Genomic DNA, 17,705 nt, shown 5'->3' on the forward strand with positions numbered 1-17,705 from the left:
GCGCCAGTCAGGAATTCAGTAAAAAAAATTGAAAGGTTTAATCATGATCAAAAAGTGCCTTTTTCCGGCCGCCGGTTACGGTACACGCTTTCTACCAGCGACGAAATCAATGCCAAAAGAAATGATGCCAGTGGTCAATAAACCACTGATTGAATATGGCGTCGAAGAAGCGATTCAAGCAGGTATGAACGGGATGTGCATCGTCACTGGACGTGGCAAACACTCCATCATGGATCACTTTGATAAAAACTATGAGCTAGAGCATCAGATCAGCGGTACCAATAAAGAAGATTTATTGATCGATATCCGTGACATTATTGAGACCGCCAACTTTACTTACATTCGTCAACGTGAGATGAAAGGCCTTGGCCATGCCATCCTTACTGGTAAAGAGCTGGTTGGTGACGAACCCTTTGCCGTCGTACTCGCCGATGACCTGTGTGTCAATGAACAAGAAGGTGTTCTCGCGCAAATGGTCGCCCTATTCAAGCAGTTCCGCTGTTCTATCGTTGCCGTTCAGGAAGTGCCAGAAAGCGAAACTCACAAGTATGGTGTGATTTCCGGTGAAATGATCAAAGACGACATCTTCAGAGTTGATGACATGGTTGAAAAACCTGAGCCAGGAACAGCGCCAAGTAATTTAGCCATCATTGGCCGTTATATTCTTACGCCAGATATTTTTGAGCTGATTGAAAATACCGAACCAGGCAAAGGTGGCGAGATTCAAATCACCGATGCGTTGCTTAAACAGGCAAAAGCAGGTTGTGTTCTGGCTTACAAATTCAAAGGTCAACGATTCGATTGCGGAAGCGTTGAGGGTTACATCGAAGCAACAAATTACTGTTTTGAGAATCTTTATCTGAAAGACACAAAAAAATCTGAGCTTGGTAAGCAACACACCACCAAAGAAGACGTATAACCCGCCTGTTACAAAGATTAAGGCAGCTATCGGTAGCTGCCTTTTTGTTACTGTTTTTTTATCCAGTATTTTTCTTTGCACATTTCTCACTCTATGTAATACTTAGCCGACTTTGTTTTTGCATAGAGTAAGCAAGATGGATCAGATTGAAATCCGTGGTGCCCGCACCCATAACCTAAAAAACATTAACCTAACGATTCCACGTGACAAGTTGATTGTGATTACTGGTCTATCTGGTTCCGGTAAGTCATCTTTAGCTTTCGATACACTCTATGCCGAAGGTCAACGTCGATATGTCGAGTCACTCTCTGCATACGCTCGTCAGTTCTTATCCCTAATGGAAAAGCCCGATGTCGACCACATCGAAGGGCTATCACCTGCGATATCGATTGAGCAAAAATCAACGTCACATAACCCTCGCTCTACCGTAGGTACGATTACGGAAGTCTATGATTACCTCAGACTCCTTTACGCGCGAGTAGGTGAACCTCGCTGCCCAGAGCATAAAACGCCTCTAACGGCACAGACCGTCTCTCAGATGGTGGACAAGGTTTTAGAACTTCCTACTGGCTCAAAAATGATGCTACTCGCTCCTATCGTCAAAGAGCGCAAAGGCGAACACGTCAAGACGCTGGAGAATTTGGCGGCACAAGGTTTTATCAGAGCTCGTATCGATGGAGAAACCTGTGATCTTTCCGATCCTCCGACCCTTGAGCTGCATAAAAAACACACCATTGAAGTCGTCGTAGACCGCTTTAAAGTCCGTGATGATCTTCAGCAACGACTGGCTGAATCGTTCGAAACTACCCTTGAACTCTCTGGCGGCATTGCCGTGGTTACTTCAATGGATGGAGACGGTGAGGAAATTGTCTTTTCAGCTAACTTTGCCTGCCCACATTGTGGCTATAGCATGCAAGAGCTTGAACCACGCTTGTTCTCATTCAATAACCCAGCTGGTGCGTGTGGTACCTGTGATGGTTTAGGTGTACAGCAATATTTCGACCCAGCTCGAGTCATTGTTGATGATTCACTAAGTTTGGCTCAGGGCGCTATTCGTGGTTGGGATCAGAAAAACTACTATTACTTCCAGATGCTTTCATCACTTGCAGATCACTATGGGTTCGATCTGCACGCACCATTTAATTCTCTGCCGAAAAAGACCCGGGACATTATTTTAACTGGCTCAGGTCGAACTGAAGTCGAATTTAAGTACATCAATGATCGTGGTGATATTCGCGTGAAACGTCATCCGTTTGAGGGCATTCTCAATACCCTTGAACGTCGCTATCGTGATACTGAATCGAATGCAGTCCGTGAAGATCTGGCGAAATACATTTCGACAAAAACATGTTCAAGTTGTGATGGCAGCCGCCTAAGACTGGAAGCTCGCAATGTCTTTATTGGTGATACCACCCTTCCTGAAATCGTTGAGTTAAGTATCGCTGAAGCATTGGAGTTCTTCGCAGGTCTAACCCTGTCTGGACAAAGAGCACAAATTGCCGATAAGGTAATGAAAGAGATTAACGACCGTCTGCAGTTCCTTGTGAATGTCGGACTGAATTACCTCAACTTATCCCGCAGTGCGGAAACGCTTTCTGGGGGAGAAGCACAGCGTATTCGACTCGCTAGCCAAATTGGCGCTGGGCTTGTGGGTGTCATGTATGTTCTTGATGAACCTTCAATTGGTCTACATCAGCGAGATAATGAACGCCTGCTTAAAACGCTCACACATCTGCGTGACCTAGGAAATACCGTATTAGTTGTCGAGCATGACGAAGATGCTATCCGCATGGCTGACCACGTCATAGACATAGGTCCAGGGGCTGGCGTTCATGGTGGTAACGTCGTGGCAGAAGGTACCATGGAGCAAATTATTGCCAACCCAGACTCTTTAACAGGTCAATACCTTAGTGGCGCAAAACAGATTGCGCTACCTCAAACTCGTACCCCAAGAGACCCAAAAAAAGTTGTCGAGTTGATTGGTGCATCGGGTAACAATCTGAAAGACGTTTCTCTAGAAATTCCGGTGGGTCTATTTAGCTGTATCACTGGGGTTTCGGGGTCAGGTAAATCTACCCTGATTAACGACACCTTCTTTAAAATTGCTCATACGCAACTCAATGGAGCTACGACTGCAACCCCTGCTCCCTACAAAAAAATAAAAGGGTTAGAGCATTTTGATAAGGTGATTGATATTGACCAAAGCCCTATCGGACGAACTCCTCGTTCAAATCCAGCGACTTACACTGGGATTTTTACGCCAATACGTGAGCTATTCGCTGGTACTCAGGAATCACGTGCTCGTGGTTATAAACCAGGACGCTTCAGCTTTAACGTGCGAGGAGGTCGCTGCGAAGCCTGTCAGGGAGATGGGGTAATTAAAGTTGAAATGCACTTCCTTCCAGATGTCTATGTTCCATGTGATGTGTGCAAAGGGAAACGTTATAACCGAGAAACCTTAGAAGTCCGCTATAAAGGAAAAACCATTGATGAAGCGCTAGAGATGACGGTTGAGGATGCTCGCCAGTTCTTCGACCCTGTTCCTGTTATCGCCCGTAAGCTCCAAACCTTGATGGATGTGGGACTCTCCTACATCCGTTTAGGGCAAGCTGCCACGACTTTATCTGGTGGCGAAGCTCAGCGAGTCAAACTGGCGCGTGAACTCTCGAAGCGAGATACCGGGAAAACGCTCTACATTCTCGATGAGCCAACGACAGGCCTTCATTTCCATGATATTCAGCAACTGCTGAATGTATTGCACCGTTTACGTGACCATGGCAATACTGTGGTTGTCATCGAACACAACCTAGATGTCATCAAGACCGCCGACTGGATTGTCGACCTCGGTCCTGAAGGTGGTCAAGGGGGGGGTGAAATTATCGCTACAGGGACACCAGAAGATGTGGCACTTGTCGAAGGCTCTCATACTGCTAGATTCCTAAAACCTATGTTAAAATAACCACTAATTGTGAGATTGATAGACCAGTGACCTTGCATCACTGGTCTATTATTTGAGGTGTTATGATTTATGGCGACGGTACACGTAACAGGGACAGAACTTGAGATCAAGGCACCTAAACTCCCATTAATCAAGCCTTTCCTAGTATCACTAGGATTTGTATTTCTCGTAGCTATGCATTTTTTTATGCCGAATCCTGGTGGTTCAGGCCTCGCCTTGTCCTTCAACGCAACAACTTGGCTGGCAATCAGTGTTTCACTCGCTATCGGTTTATACCAATTAGGCACTACGGGATACCTAAGATACAACAAGCTCACTATTGGATTATTTATTTGCTGTGTAATGATGACTGTGCCCATCTTTTATACAGGGTCTAAGCCCGCTCTTGTCGCCATTAGGTTAGCGGGGCTTTGGGCTGGTTTCTTACTCTTTTTTGTCCTGCAACAGTTTCGATTCAGTAATAAGCAGAAACAACGTTTACTCTGGTTTATTACGATTGCTGTTTTTATTGAATCCCTATTCGGTTGGGCTCAATTTTTTCTGCTACAACCGGGCAATATTTTCGGCTATGACACTGAAATAAATCGTCCATATGGGATTTTTCAGCAACCCAATGTAATGGCGAGCTTCCTTGCTACAGGCTTAGCTCTTTCTGGCTATTTACTCACTCGCCAGCCAACCAAATACCAACGCCACATTAGCGAAGTAACGTTACTCTATCTCATGCCGCTACTTTGCGTGCCACTGCTTATCGTGCTCGGTTCACGAACAGGATGGCTAGCCGCGCTTTTATCAACGCTGCTGGTTCTTCCTTATGTTTATCGTTTTGCAACTAAAAAGCGATTTATAGGTTGGACTGTATCCATTTTATTGGGGGTAGGTCTAGGATTTAGTTGTTTGACGATCCCATCAGAACAAGAGCCAATTGCTCTTGAAAAAATGCATCTGCAAAGCCCAAGACAATATACCTTTCCACAAGCTTTGGACATGCTGATTGAAAAGCCATTTACTGGCTATGGCTACGGTCGATTCGAGCCTGAGTATCTTGTTTACACCGCCCGCCAGCATCAACTCAATCTCAGCTATAAACCTGGGTTAGCTTCAATGGTTCACCCACATAACGAACTCTTGTATTGGGGGGTGGAGGGGGGCTTATTGCCGCTACTTGCGATTCTTCTTGCTGCTCTCTTCGTTCTGGCACGCCTATATCAGGCAAAGAAAGGGACTCGTTTAGCTATGTTTGCCCTATTCGTGCCCATCGTGTTGCACAGCCAGCTGGAATACCCTTTTTATCACTCGGCGATTCACTGGATCGCATTCATCATTCTGCTCTACTGGGTTGATCAACGCGCATGTCATTATCGACAAGCTTCGTTGAGTATCATCTCCCAAAGCACGCTGCGTGTTTTAAGTTTAGTCATGCCCATCGTGTCTGGGTTTTACTTAACCACAACTCTTCATACCAATTATGTCCTTACAGGTTTTGAGCGTTCTCAACCAAAGAACCCTGATATTCTTAATCAGGTGTCTAACCCAGTGGTGTGGCAAGACAGGTATAACTGGGACATCTACAGCACGTTTCTCAATATTGGTTTGATAACGCAGCAAGATGAACTCATTCAAGCTTATGTTGACTGGTCACTAAAAATCATTCGAGATAAACCTAGACCTGCTTTTTACAACAACCTGATCTTGGCATATTTGGGCTTAGGGGAAGCGATCAAAGCAGAGCAAATTCGTAGCGAAGCTCAGTTTTTGTTCCCTGACATAAATTTCTCCGAAGTTCACTATATTCCACCAGACATAGACGCACTAAAAGCAGACCGAACAAACCAGCCGCAATAAAAAAGGCGACCCGAGGTCGCCTTAAATACAGATGGCTGCTACTGAGTAAGAGCCTCTTCAAGTGCTCGTAAACACAGAGCTACATTCTCAGCACGAGCCCCATAGCCCATCAAACCAATGCGCCACGCTTTACCAGCCAAAGCACCCAGACCTGCACCAATCTCTAAATTGTAGGTGTCTAGAAGGTGGGTACGAACTTTTGCTTCATCAATGCCTTGAGGAACATAGATTGCGTTGAGCTGAGGAAGGCGAGAGCTTTCCTCGACGACAAATTCAAAACCAAGTTTTTCCAAACCTTGTTTCAACTTTTCGTGCATAGCACGGTGACGAGCCCATGCTGATTCCAACCCTTCATTTTTCAGGATCAGCAATGCTTCATGAAGTGCATATAAGCTATTTACTGGCGCTGTATGAGGGTAACTGCGTTTACCTTCTCCGCTCCAATAGCCCAACACTAAGCTTTGATCAAGGAACCAACTTTGCACTGGCGTCGTGCGTGACTGAATCTTCTCAATAGCAGCCGGTGAAAAAGTCACGGGAGACAATCCAGGTACACATGAGAGACACTTCTGACTTCCCGAATACACGGCATCAAGCTGCCATTCATCCACTTTAAGTGGCACGCCACCAAGGGAAGTCACGGCATCAACAATAGTTAGCACGCCATATTGCTTAGCGAGCTTACCTAAAGCTTCTGCATCACTGCATGCTCCTGTGGAAGTTTCAGCATGAACAAACGCTAGCACCTTAGCATCAGGGTTTGCTTTCAATGCCTGCTCGACTTTATCGATAGAAACAGGCGCCCCCCATTCATCATCGACAACTTCGGCTACACCACCAGCACGAATAACGTTTTCACGCATACGTTCGCCAAACACACCATTTCGACAAACAATCACTTTCTCGCCAGCTTCGATTAAGTTGACAAAACAGGCTTCCATTCCCGCACTGCCCGGAGCAGAAACGGCAATGGTAAACTCATTTTCCGTCTGAAACGCATATTTAAGTAGTGATTTAAGCTCGTCCATCATCGCGACAAACAATGGATCTAAATGCCCAACAGTTGGACGACTCAAGGCTTGTAAAACTTGTGGTGAGATATCTGAAGGGCCTGGCCCCATCAGAATACGGTGTGGGGGAGTAAAACTTTGAATCGTCATTGGCAGCTCCTTTTGAATAACTTTTTCATTCTATTTATTTTGCTTAACCACATTAATGCATATTTTCCCCACCAGCAATTAGCCCAAAGTCTTGAGGTCAAACCAGTGTCACAAGTTTGTTAAATTATAAATGCCATAAAGTTACAGATAGTCATTGACATAACTCACAGAAACACGTTCAATGCAGATTATGTGGTGGATATTTATGCCACATAGCAAATTATTTTGCAGAAGAGGAGCACTGCCCAGGTAGATGTGTTGTGGAGCCACAACTCCAAAACAACGCTTTGAGGGGGAGCAGTGCCGAGATGGATTCAAATTGTCGGTTTGAATCTATCGGTTGTTAGGGTTGAATCCCTGCAACTGTCATCAGCCCTGTCTGATGATGAGCTTCTGAGGTAAATCATTCAAATATAGACCTCTCTTTCGCTCGAATCTCTTCATCAAAGCAAAACATTGGATGTTGGTATAGCTACCAAAATTTTTTATTTCAGGAAGCCTTGGGAGAAATGCTGTGAGCAGTTTTAATGTAGCTAAATTTGGTGGGACAAGTGTCGCTAACTTTGAGGCGATGAGCCGCTGTGCTGCAATTATCGAAAACAATCCAAACACCAAACTCGTTGTAAGCAGCGCATGTTCTGGTGTGACTAACCTATTAGTTGAACTTGCCAACGGCGTTCAAGACCAAACTCGACGCAATCAAGTTCTTGTTGAACTCGCTGAAATTCACGACGCCATTCTAAGCCAGCTAGAAGATGCAACTCAGACTGCGACTGAGGTTTATTCAATCCTCGATACGATTACTAGCTTGGCTGAAGCGGCATCGATTCAACCTAGCCACAAACTTACCGACCACCTCATGGCTTGTGGTGAGCTGATGTCAACACATCTGCTCACTCAACTGATGAAAGAGCGCGGCATCAATGCGGTTCGTTTTGATATTCGTGATGTTCTTCGTACAGACAACCATTTTGGAAAAGCAGAACCGGTATTGGAACAAATCAGCGCCTTAGCGAAACAGTTACTCGTTCCGCTATGCCAAGATTTTGTTGTGATCACACAAGGCTTTATCGGTTCCGATGACGAAGGTAACACCACGACATTAGGCCGAGGTGGCAGTGACTACAGTGCAGCATTGATTGCCGAGGCCGTAGAGGCGTCAGGACTGGAAATCTGGACAGACGTTCCAGGAATTTACACCACTGATCCACGAATCGCGCCAAAAGCATCGCCAATCCCAGAGATCAGCTTTAGTGAAGCTTCAGAGATGGCGAACTTTGGTGCCAAGATCCTGCACCCATCAACACTGGTACCCGCTTTGCGCCACGATATCCCTGTTTTCGTCGGTTCATCGAAAGAGCCAGAGAAGGGCGGCACTTGGATACGTCATCAAGTCGAAAGCTCACCACTATTCCGTGCATTGGCTTTGCGCAACAACCAAACCATGGTCACGCTGCGCAGTGCCCAAATGTTCCACGCGTACGGCTTTTTGGCGAAAGTATTCGAAATACTGGCGAAGCATAAGGTATCCGTCGATCTCATCACGACATCAGAGATCAGTGTTTCTCTAACTCTTGATCAAACGGGAACATCGGGTGGCGCACCACAATTACCCGAATCAGCGCGTGTTGAACTGGCAGAGCTTTGTAGTGTAGAGGTTGAGCATAATCTTAGTGTCGTCGCTCTGATCGGTAATAACATGAGTGAAAGTAAAGGTTACGCGAAGCAGGTATTTGGTACTTTAGAGGACTTGAACTTACGAATGATTTGTTACGGCGCAAGCCCGCACAATTTATGTTTCTTGGTCAATGAATCCGTATCACGTCTCGCTATTCAAAAACTGCATGCGGAGTTGTTTGAAAAGTAGCGAGAAAATCTTGAAGGGTTGGCACACTATACCAACCCTTCAAGCTCAAAGGCTTAGCTTATTCGCCCGCGACTTTCATCGATTCAAGCAAGATTGACCCAGTCTGGATTTGGGAGCGAGTTTCAACATCATTGCCCACCGCAACAATCTGGTTAAACATCTCTTTCAAGTTGCTCGCAATGGTGATTTCAGACACAGGATATTGAATCTCACCGTTTTCAACCCAGAAGCCCGCAGCACCACGAGAGTAATCGCCAGTGACAACATTCACGCCTTGACCCATTACTTCGGTGACCAATAACCCCGTGCCTAGCTCTTTCAGCATTTGCTCGAAGTTCTGACCTGTCGATTTTACAAACCAGTTATGGATGCCACCAGCATGGCCTGTCGGCGTCATGTTCATCTTACGTGCTGCGTAACTAGTAAGAAGATATGTTGCAAGTACACCATCGGTAATGATTTCAAGATCTTGAGTGAAAACCCCTTCACTATCGAATGGCGTCGAGGCAAGACCTCGAAGAACGTGAGGGCGCTCCGAGACACTAAACCACTCAGGAAGAATCTGTTTGCCAAGATGATCAAGTAAGAATGACGATTTACGGTAAAGATTGCCTCCACTGATCGCCATCACGAGATGCCCTAACAATCCAGTGGCAACGTCAGCAGCGAACATAACTGGGTATTTACCTGTTTTCATTTTTTGCGCATCAAGACGGCTGACCGTTTTCTCAGCCGCTTTCTGGCCAACCACTTCTGGCGTCCATAAATCATCTTTATGGCGGGCGACGGTATAGCTGTAATCACGTTCCATTTCGCCATTACGCCCCTTTCCAATCACGCAACAGCTCGTACTGTGTCGGCTAGATGCATAACTCGCCAATAGGCCGTGGCTGTTACCATAAACTTTCAAGCCGTAGTGGCTGTCATAGCTTGCACCATCACTCTGTTTAATCTTATCGCTGTAAGACAAAGCCTGTCGCTCAGCAGCAATCGCGATTTGCGCAGCAACATCAGGATCAGGCGTATCAGGGTGGAACAGGTCAAGATCTGGGATTTCTTTAACCATCAATTCTTTAGGCGCAGGCGCTGCATACGGATCTTCCGATGTGTACTGAGCAATATCAAGCGCAGCAAGTACGGTCTGTTGAATCGCCTTTTCGCTCAAGTCAGATGTTGACGCACTGCCTTTGCGTTGATTGCGATATACCGTAATACCTAGAGCACCATCGCTATTAAACTCAACGTTCTCCACTTCGCACATACGAGTCGATACACTTAAGCCCGTCGTCTTGCTTATGGCCACTTCTGCAGCATCAGATTTCTCTGCTGCCATTTCCAGCGCTTTTGCCACTGCTGCTTCTAACTCAACTCTTTGTTGAGCAACTTGCTGTCTTACGTCCATATTTACTTAATTTCTCAAAATCAATTGCCATTAGAATAACAAGAATTTCGCTTTCTCCCCACGATTCTTGTTAAAATAGAGAAATAGATGTTCAAATAAGGCAGAAAGATGGCACGTAAGAATCAAAAAGCGCCATGGGAAGAGGAAGAAGAGATCATTTGGGTTAGTAAAACCGAAATGAAACGCGATATGGACGAGCTTCAAAAATTGGGTGAAGAACTCGTTAGCCTGAAACCTTCGGTGCTTGAAAAATTTCCACTCAGTGAAGACCTTGCAGACGCAATCAAAGACGCGCAACGTTTCAAAAATGAAGCTCGTCGTCGTCAGCTTCAGTACATTGGTAGACTGATGCGTTTAGAAGATCCAGAGCCGCTGCAAGCTGCACTGGATAAAGTACGAAACAAACACTCTCAAGCAACCGCAGAGTTACACAAACTTGAGCTGTTGCGCGACCGTATCATCGAGAAAGGGGATGCTGCTATCAATGATGCAGTAGAACTATATCCCGATGCAGATCGTCAGCGTCTTCGTCAGCTAGCGCGTCAGGCAGCAAAGGAAAAATCAGCGAATAAACCACCAAAGGCATCTCGCGAAATTTTTCAAATGTTAAAAGCATTAAATGAAGCGGCAAGCTAATTAGCCTCTGCAATTAAACGCACTCTAAAGGCCGATGTCATCCATCGGCCTTTTTATTAGAGCTATTCCCCTGCTCTAACAAAATCACTCAACGATACATTTTGATGCTGTGACGACAACTCCGTTATCTTGCCCGTCACTTCCACTTTTCCATTAGCAACATAGATAAAATCACTACCAATTGCTCTGGCATCACTAATATGATGAGTCACCATCAATACGGTAATTTGTCGCTCTCTTGCCAAGGTTTTAACCAGTCCCAGCATTTCCTCACGTAGAATCGGATCGAGAGCTGAGAAAGGTTCATCAAGTAACCAGATGGGATGAGGCTGGACGAAGCTACGAGCCAACGCAACTCGCTGACGTTGACCACCGGAGAGTTGCTCCGGTAGACGCTCAAGGTACTCCTCAACGCCAACCTGCTTAGCCGCTTGTTCCACCTGTTTATTCTGCTCGGCAGTCAATTTCAAGCTAGGGTGTAAGCCCAATGCAATATTCTGCCTTACTGTTAAATGAGCAAATAAGTTGTGTTCTTGAAACAACATAGCAAAAGGACGTTGATGAGGTTCTTGCCCCACAAGATTGACACCGTTTACTTCAATCCGCCCACTACTAGGCTCAATAAAACCCGCAACTAAGGCCAACAGTGTCGATTTACCAGCACCGCTAGGCCCCATCAAAGCCACAACAGAACCTTGTGCGATACTCACATCAAAATGAAACAACTCATCATGGTAGTAATAATCGACTTTAGTCAGCGCTAACATAATTTACCTTTGAATTCGCTTTAAGCAGTTTCTCAATCACAGCAAAACAACCGACACTGAGCATTAATAACGTTAAAGAGACTACCGCTGCAGCGTCCATTTGATAGCTACCAAGGAGTTGGAAAAGATACAGTGGTAGTGTGCGAAATTCTTGGCTACCGAACAAGGCAATCGCGCTTAGATCACCGATGGCAAACATAAAGCTAATTGCAAATGCATGGGCGAGCGGCTTCTTGAGCGCTTTCCATTCGACAACCCGAAAACGTTGCCACCCTTTCATTCCTAGACTGGCACAAACATATTGGTATTGCTGTTCTATATGCAGCATCGGCTGAGCTAATGTTTTTATCACATAAGGCAGCCCCATCAAGGCATTTACAGCTACGACAACAAAGAACGCAAGGCTAAACACATCGGTAAAACTGCCCAGTAATAGAAACACACCTGTTGAAATCACTAGCCCAGGAGTGACAAGAATAATCGTCCCGATCAACTCTATATGATCCGCGCTCTTTTCCCGTTTATTGAGCCTAAACCTACGGCTAGTAATCAATATCGAGACACCCGCTATCACCGCGACAAAGCTAGCCAGCGTTGCAACTTTTACCGATGCCCATAACGCCAACCAAAAACGGCCATCGCTAAATATCTCTAGCGCCTGCTGATTGAGACCACTCAACACCACCATCAGTAACGGAGGCAAAACAAGTAACATCGCAGCACATATCCACCCCCAGTCCCAACACTTAGATGCCCGAGTGTCTTTACATAGATAGACATATCTAGACTGGCTACCTGGCGTCACCGCCATAGGTTTAGCTAAGCGTTGAATAGCCAAAGCCATAACACCACACAACATCATCTGCCAAATCGCCAGCAGAGCACCGGCCTGTAAGTCAAAATCAAATTTAATCGCTTGATAAATGGCAAGCTCAATAGTGGTTGATTTTGGGCCTCCCCCTAATGCCATTACTGTTGCAAAACTCGTAAAGCAAAGCATAAAGACCAAACCACTGACATGTGGGAGCTGTTGTCGAATACGGGGCCATTCAACCCAACGAAATTTGTCCCAGTGCCCCATCCCGAGGTGAGCACAAAGCTTATGCTGTTGCTGAGGAATCGAATCTAAAGCTTGTAATAACAGACGGGTGGCGTAAGGAAGATTAAAGAACACATGGGCAAGCAAAATACCATTCAACCCATAAATCGAAAATGGGAGTTTACTGTCTAAACTGGTAAATAACTGAGCCACTAAACCACTATTGCCATAAATAGCCAGTAGCCCAAAAACACCAACCAGCACAGGTAAAACGAGCGTGGTCGCAAACAGCTTGAGTAATAACGCTTTGCCTAGGAACTGTCGACGCGATAGCGCGTGCGCCACAGGAATCGCCAAACCTACACTGATCACAGTCGAAAGGAATGACTGGTAGAAGCTGAACTTGGTAACATGACGATAGTAAGGATCGCTCCAAACATGACTCACATCGAGAGTTGGCGCATTGACTAGCAATGCACCTAAGGCAGAAATAACAAAGGCCGCGATAAATATCGCGACCCAAATGCCTATTTTGGGAATGTTACGCAAAAGACAACCTTAGAAAGTCAATGCGCTTTGCCACTCACGAATCCATGACTTGCGATTATCCGCCACTTCATCAGCACTAAAACCGAGAGCTTTGCTTGGTACTGTCAGAGTCTCAAAACCTTTCGGTAATGCAACTCCCGTTACTGGATACATCCAGTTACCCGTTGGCATCGCCGATTGGAAACCGTCACTGAGGATAAAATTCATAAACTCATCAGCAAGCTGTTCGTTTTTTGAACCCTTAACTTTGGCTGCCACTTCCACTTGAGTGTAATGACCTTCAGCGAAGTCTGCTGCCGCAAATTTCGCGTCGTTCTCAGCAATCAAATGATAAGCAGGTGAAGTGGTGTACGAAAGAACCAAATCAGATTCACCCTCAAGGAACATCGAGTACGCTTCTGACCAGCCTTTGGTTACGGTAACGGTTTTTTTCGCTAACTTTTGCCATGCCTGAGAAACGTCATCACCGTAGACGGACTTCATCCATAACATTAAACCTTGTCCCGGCGTTGAAGTACGTGGGTCTTGGTAGATAACTTTAAGATCTTCACGAGATTCAACCAACTCTTTCAAGCTCTTAGGTGGATTCGCCAATCTTTCCTTGTTGTAAACAAAAGCAAAATAGCCAAAGTCATAAGGAACAAAGGTCTTGTCATCCCAGCCATTCGGCAGAGTCACAGCACTGGTATCGACATTATGTTGGCTAAGCAAACCCGTTTTCTTCGCTTCTGCCATTAAGTTGTTGTCTAGCCCCAAAACGATGTCCGCTTTGCTGTTTTCCCCTTCTAGACGTAAGCGATTTAGTATCGATACACCATCATCTAACGCGACAAAATTAACGTCACAGCCACACTGTGCTTCGAATGCTTTTTCTACCGTAGGGCCTGGACCCCAATCCGCGGCGAAGGAATCGTAAGTGTAAACAGTCAAGGTTTTGTCTGCCGCAAGAGCAGAAAAGGACGTTAGGCTAACAACAGCCAGAGTACTGATTGAAATGGTATTTAGAGTGGTTTTCACTGCTCGCTCTCTCCTTGTATGAGCGGCACAGGCTTGAGGGACAATGTGGTTAAGGATGTCCAGACTCAATTCCTACGCCAGCATTATCTGGTTCAGGTACACGGGTCCCGAGCAAAGCTCGATCTCAGCTGAGTCCAATATAAATGGCCTCTATCGCTCCCCGATGAGTAACGGACAAATTGTAATAGTTATGTGACTCAATAGCTAGAGTTGATGAGAGGAACTCTTAACTACGTTGGTCATATCCCCAACGCGGTACTAAGCCCTGTTCAATGCCAAGATGATCTAAAATACGTGCGACCATAAAATCGACAAGATCTTCTATCGACTTGGGTTGATGATAAAAACCTGGAGCCGCAGGCATAATCGTGACACCCATCTGCGACAATTTGAGCATGTTTTCCAAATGAAGAGTCGAAAACGGAGTCTCCCTCACCACCAAAAGAAGCTGTCCACGCTCCTTCATCACCACATCCGCTGCTCGCTCGATAAGATTATCCGACATCCCATGTGCAATCGCGGCTACACTACCGGCTGAGCAAGGACACACAACCATCTGTTTTGGTGCCGCAGATCCCGAAGCAACAGGAGAAAACCAGTCATCCTTGCCGCAGACAACCAGTTTTTCTGGGGCACATTTAAAATGGTCAACCAACGCTTGCTGTGTGGCTTCAGGGTGAGCGGGCAATTTCAGATCATGCTCGGTAGCGAGAACCACACGAGCGGCAGACGAAATCAGCAGATAAACTTGATAGTCCGCAGCAAGTAAGCACTCTAACAGCCGCAATCCGTAAGGCGCACCGGATGCTCCAGTAAAAGCTAAAGTGATGGCTTTATGTTGTTTGTTCATTCTTTATAACTACGTTATTGAGCCAGTTTATCCACCAGCTTAGTGTGAATACCTTCAAAGCCACCATTACTCATCACAAGAATGTGATCACCCGCTTTCGCACTCGTCACGATCTTCTCCACAAGTTCATCAATCTGTGCGCTCACTTGGGCAGGTTGGTGGCACTGATTGGCTACATCTTCCACCGACCAATCAATGTTGTCAGGCTGGTAAAGAAACACTTCGTCAGCGGTTGCCAATGATGCCGCTAAGGTTTCCTTATGAACACCACGTTTCATCGTTGCGCTGCGCGGTTCCAATACCGCAATAATTTTCTCTTTGCCGACCTTGTTACGTAATCCACCTAGGGTAAGTTCAATTGCGGTAGGATGATGAGCAAAATCGTCGTAGACGGTCACACCGTTCACTTCACCTTTCAGTTCCAGACGACGCTTAGTATTAATAAATTTAGCCAATGACTCACAGGCCAAATCTGGTGTCACTCCGACATGGCGCGCCGCTGCAATCGCCATCAAGGCATTATCGACGTTGTGGTCACCAACCAAGTCCCATCGAACAATACCCACTTCTTCGCCTTGGAAGAACACCTTAAACTGAGAACCATCTACAATCAGCTTCTCAGCCTGCCAATCGCCCTCTTCACCGCTAAATTCAGTCTCACTCCAGCAACCGCGTTCTAATACATCGGCAAGATCAGCATCTTGCTTAGGCGCGAGAATACGACCATTTCCAGGAACGGTACGAACAAGGTGATGGAATTGTCGCTTAATCGCTTCTAAATCATCAAAGATATCCGCATGATCGAACTCAAGATTGTTCATCACTAAAGTGCGTGGGTGGTAATGTACAAACTTAGAACGCTTGTCAAAAAAAGCACTGTCGTATTCATCTGCTTCGACGACAAAAAAGACACTTTCGCCTAAACGTGCTGAAACACCGAAGTTTCCTAGTACGCCACCAACAAGAAATCCTGGCTGATAGCCACAGTCTTCTAAGATCCAAGCAAGCATGCTCGAAGTCGTTGTCTTGCCATGTGTACCCGACACCGCTAGCACCCAACGGTCATGGAGTAGAAACTCTTGCAACCATTGCGGTCCAGAAGTGTAACGAATTTGGCTGTTTAGCACGTACTCAACGCACGGATTACCTCGACTCATTGCATTACCGATAACAACCAGATCCGGTGCTGGGTCAAGCTGAGATGGGTCAAAGCCTTCTATGATTTCAATACCTTGCGATTCCAGCAACGTACTCATCGGTGGATAAACATTCGCGTCACTACCTGTCACTTTGTGTCCAAGCTGACGAGCGAGTATCGCTGCGCCACCCATGAAGGTGCCACATATTCCCAAGATATGAATGTGCATAACTGACTTTGTCCTAGGCAAAAATTATCTGTTCATTATGGCGACAAAGCACTGAAAAGCGAACTACTTTGATCACCAATAATGATGTTAACCCATTCAGTTGATTACTCTTCATCCACACAAACTGGCACGGTCATCAATGCAAGCCGAAGATGAGTCGACAAATAAATTGAGATCTCAAGCAGTTAGTTCATTACCAATAAAAAGATCTTACTTTTAGAATTAACACGGGCACTGATTCAAGATCCGTAAGAGATAGACACTGTCCATCCCCCCATATTTTTGAGCGACTTTTTAAAGGAAAAACCATGTCTGGAATGCGCACCCTTGGCGAGTTCATTGTTGAAAAGCAAGCGGACTTCCCCCACGCTAGCGGTGATCTATCATCCCTACTCTCTTCTATTCGTCTTGCGGCCAAAATTGTTAACCGAGAAATTAACGCAGCTGGCCTAGGTGATATTACTGGTGCTGTTGGCACTGCGAATGTTCAAGGCGAAGACCAGCAAAAGCTAGATGTTTATGCTAACGACAAATTTAAAGCCGCTCTTGAAGCTCGAGATCAAGTGTGCGGTGTCGCGAGTGAAGAAGAAGATGAAGCGGTAGCGTTTAATAAAGAACTCAACAAAAATGCTAAGTACGTTGTTTTGATGGACCCACTAGATGGTTCTTCCAACATCGACGTTAACGTTTCTGTTGGTACCATCTTCTCAATCTACCGTCGTGTGTCCCCTATCGGCACACCACCGACAGAAGAAGATTTCCTTCAACCAGGCCACAAACAAGTTGCTGCAGGTTATGTTATCTATGGTTCTTCAACCATGTTGGTATACACAACAGGTAACGGGGTTAATGGCTTTACCTACGATCCCTCGCTAGGTACGTTCTGCCTTTCTCACGAGAATATGATGATCCCACAAGATGGAAGCATCTACTCGATTAACGAAGGTAACTACATTCGTTTCCCTCTTGGCGTGAAGAAATACATCAAGTACTGTCAGGAAAACGCCCCAAGTGAACATCGCCCATATACTTCACGTTATATCGGCTCACTCGTTGCTGACTTCCACCGTAACTTACTCAAGGGCGGTATCTACCTTTACCCAAGTACGCAAAGCCACCCAAACGGTAAACTTCGTCTATTGTACGAGTGCAACCCTATGGCTTATATCATTGAACAAGCGGGCGGTGTTGCCTCTGACGGTGTAAACCGAATCATGGACATCAAACCTACCGAGCTTCACCAGCGTGTCCCTTTCTTTGTCGGGTCGAAAAACATGGTGAAAAAGGTCGAAGAGTTTTTAGAGCTTAATCGCGAAGAAAACTAACCT

The 17,705-nt window shown here is 45.8% G+C and carries 13 protein-coding genes and 2 riboswitches; of the genes, 6 read left to right on the plus strand and 7 right to left on the minus strand.

Annotation, left to right across the window (positions count from 1 at the left end):
• Window positions 1–43: 43 nt before the first annotated feature.
• The 3 genes from galU (at window position 44) to DA100_RS20570 (ending at window position 5,723) form a co-directional block, all read left to right on the plus strand.
• Window positions 44–919 (plus strand): UTP--glucose-1-phosphate uridylyltransferase GalU, encoded by an 876-nt coding sequence (galU, locus tag DA100_RS20560; protein ID WP_138973843.1) that lies wholly within the window; start codon window positions 44–46, stop codon window positions 917–919.
• Window positions 920–1,055: 136 nt separating this feature from the next.
• Window positions 1,056–3,878, plus strand: a complete 2,823-nt coding sequence (uvrA, locus tag DA100_RS20565; RefSeq protein WP_138973844.1) for an excinuclease ABC subunit UvrA — start codon at window positions 1,056–1,058, stop codon at window positions 3,876–3,878.
• A gap of 69 nt (window positions 3,879–3,947) precedes the next feature.
• Window positions 3,948–5,723, plus strand: a complete 1,776-nt coding sequence (locus DA100_RS20570) for a PglL family O-oligosaccharyltransferase (RefSeq protein WP_138973845.1) — start codon at window positions 3,948–3,950, stop codon at window positions 5,721–5,723.
• Window positions 5,724–5,761: 38 nt separating this feature from the next.
• Here DA100_RS20570 and DA100_RS20575 read toward each other — a convergent pair whose 3' ends face one another.
• Window positions 5,762–6,883, minus strand: coding sequence for an alanine--glyoxylate aminotransferase family protein (locus tag DA100_RS20575; RefSeq protein ID WP_138973846.1), 1,122 nt, complete (start codon window positions 6,881–6,883; stop codon window positions 5,762–5,764).
• A gap of 223 nt (window positions 6,884–7,106) precedes the next feature.
• Window positions 7,107–7,284: riboswitch (Lysine riboswitch) on the plus strand.
• A 113-nt stretch (window positions 7,285–7,397) separates the two neighbouring features.
• Here DA100_RS20575 and lysC point away from each other — a divergent pair.
• Window positions 7,398–8,750 carry a lysine-sensitive aspartokinase 3 gene (gene lysC / locus DA100_RS20580; RefSeq protein ID WP_138973847.1) on the plus strand — a complete coding sequence of 451 codons (1,353 nt, stop codon included), beginning with the start codon at window positions 7,398–7,400 and terminating at the stop codon, window positions 8,748–8,750.
• Window positions 8,751–8,808: 58 nt separating this feature from the next.
• Here lysC and pmbA read toward each other — a convergent pair whose 3' ends face one another.
• Window positions 8,809–10,152 carry a metalloprotease PmbA gene (gene pmbA / locus DA100_RS20585; RefSeq protein ID WP_138973848.1) on the minus strand — a complete coding sequence of 448 codons (1,344 nt, stop codon included), beginning with the start codon at window positions 10,150–10,152 and terminating at the stop codon, window positions 8,809–8,811.
• Window positions 10,153–10,260: 108 nt separating this feature from the next.
• Here pmbA and yjgA point away from each other — a divergent pair, with 108 nt between their 5' ends.
• On the plus strand, window positions 10,261–10,788 hold the full coding sequence (gene yjgA, locus DA100_RS20590; protein WP_138973849.1) for a ribosome biogenesis factor YjgA: 528 nt from the start codon (window positions 10,261–10,263) through the stop codon (window positions 10,786–10,788).
• Between the two features lie 62 nt (window positions 10,789–10,850).
• Here the strand turns inward: yjgA and thiQ are convergent, their stop codons facing one another.
• From thiQ to mpl, 5 genes are all read right to left on the minus strand, one after another.
• Window positions 10,851–11,555 carry a thiamine ABC transporter ATP-binding protein gene (gene thiQ, locus DA100_RS20595; protein ID WP_138973850.1) on the minus strand — a complete coding sequence of 235 codons (705 nt, stop codon included), beginning with the start codon at window positions 11,553–11,555 and terminating at the stop codon, window positions 10,851–10,853.
• The gene (gene thiP, locus DA100_RS20600) at window positions 11,539–13,143 is read right to left on the minus strand and encodes a thiamine/thiamine pyrophosphate ABC transporter permease ThiP (RefSeq protein WP_138973851.1); all 1,605 of its coding nucleotides are present in this window, start codon (window positions 13,141–13,143) and stop codon (window positions 11,539–11,541) included. The genes thiQ and thiP overlap by 17 nt, the downstream gene beginning before the upstream one ends.
• Window positions 13,144–13,152: 9 nt before the next feature.
• A complete protein-coding gene (thiB, locus tag DA100_RS20605) occupies window positions 13,153–14,160 on the minus strand; it encodes a thiamine ABC transporter substrate binding subunit (protein WP_138973852.1) in 1,008 nt (335 codons plus the stop codon).
• A gap of 52 nt (window positions 14,161–14,212) precedes the next feature.
• Window positions 14,213–14,333, minus strand: a riboswitch (TPP riboswitch).
• A gap of 53 nt (window positions 14,334–14,386) precedes the next feature.
• Window positions 14,387–15,010: a flavin prenyltransferase UbiX gene (locus DA100_RS20610; RefSeq protein ID WP_138973853.1), complete on the minus strand. Its 624-nt coding sequence runs from the start codon at window positions 15,008–15,010 to the stop codon at window positions 14,387–14,389.
• Between the two features lie 14 nt (window positions 15,011–15,024).
• Window positions 15,025–16,377 carry a UDP-N-acetylmuramate:L-alanyl-gamma-D-glutamyl-meso-diaminopimelate ligase gene (mpl, locus tag DA100_RS20615; protein WP_138973854.1) on the minus strand — a complete coding sequence of 451 codons (1,353 nt, stop codon included), beginning with the start codon at window positions 16,375–16,377 and terminating at the stop codon, window positions 15,025–15,027.
• 308 nt (window positions 16,378–16,685) lie between these two features.
• Between mpl and fbp the strand changes: the two genes are divergently transcribed.
• Entirely contained in the window at window positions 16,686–17,702 is a 1,017-nt protein-coding gene (gene fbp / locus DA100_RS20620) for a class 1 fructose-bisphosphatase (protein WP_138973855.1), read from the plus strand.
• The last annotated feature ends 3 nt before the right edge of the window (window positions 17,703–17,705 follow it).

Origin of the sequence: Vibrio sp. Hep-1b-8 (assembly GCF_006124995.1) — a bacterium.
GTDB lineage: Bacteria > Pseudomonadota > Gammaproteobacteria > Enterobacterales > Vibrionaceae > Vibrio.

Coding starts and splice junctions, on each gene's coding strand:
- galU (WP_138973843.1), top strand. CDS start 44: ATGATCAAAAAGTGCCTTTTTCCGGCCGCCGGTTACGGTACACGCTTT.
- uvrA (WP_138973844.1), top strand. CDS start 1,056: ATGGATCAGATTGAAATCCGTGGTGCCCGCACCCATAACCTAAAAAAC.
- DA100_RS20570 (WP_138973845.1), top strand. CDS start 3,948: ATGGCGACGGTACACGTAACAGGGACAGAACTTGAGATCAAGGCACCT.
- DA100_RS20575 (WP_138973846.1), bottom strand. CDS start 6,883: ATGACGATTCAAAGTTTTACTCCCCCACACCGTATTCTGATGGGGCCA.
- pmbA (WP_138973848.1), bottom strand. CDS start 10,152: ATGGACGTAAGACAGCAAGTTGCTCAACAAAGAGTTGAGTTAGAAGCA.
- yjgA (WP_138973849.1), top strand. CDS start 10,261: ATGGCACGTAAGAATCAAAAAGCGCCATGGGAAGAGGAAGAAGAGATC.
- thiQ (WP_138973850.1), bottom strand. CDS start 11,555: ATGTTAGCGCTGACTAAAGTCGATTATTACTACCATGATGAGTTGTTT.
- DA100_RS20610 (WP_138973853.1), bottom strand. CDS start 15,010: ATGAACAAACAACATAAAGCCATCACTTTAGCTTTTACTGGAGCATCC.
- mpl (WP_138973854.1), bottom strand. CDS start 16,377: ATGCACATTCATATCTTGGGAATATGTGGCACCTTCATGGGTGGCGCA.
- fbp (WP_138973855.1), top strand. CDS start 16,686: ATGTCTGGAATGCGCACCCTTGGCGAGTTCATTGTTGAAAAGCAAGCG.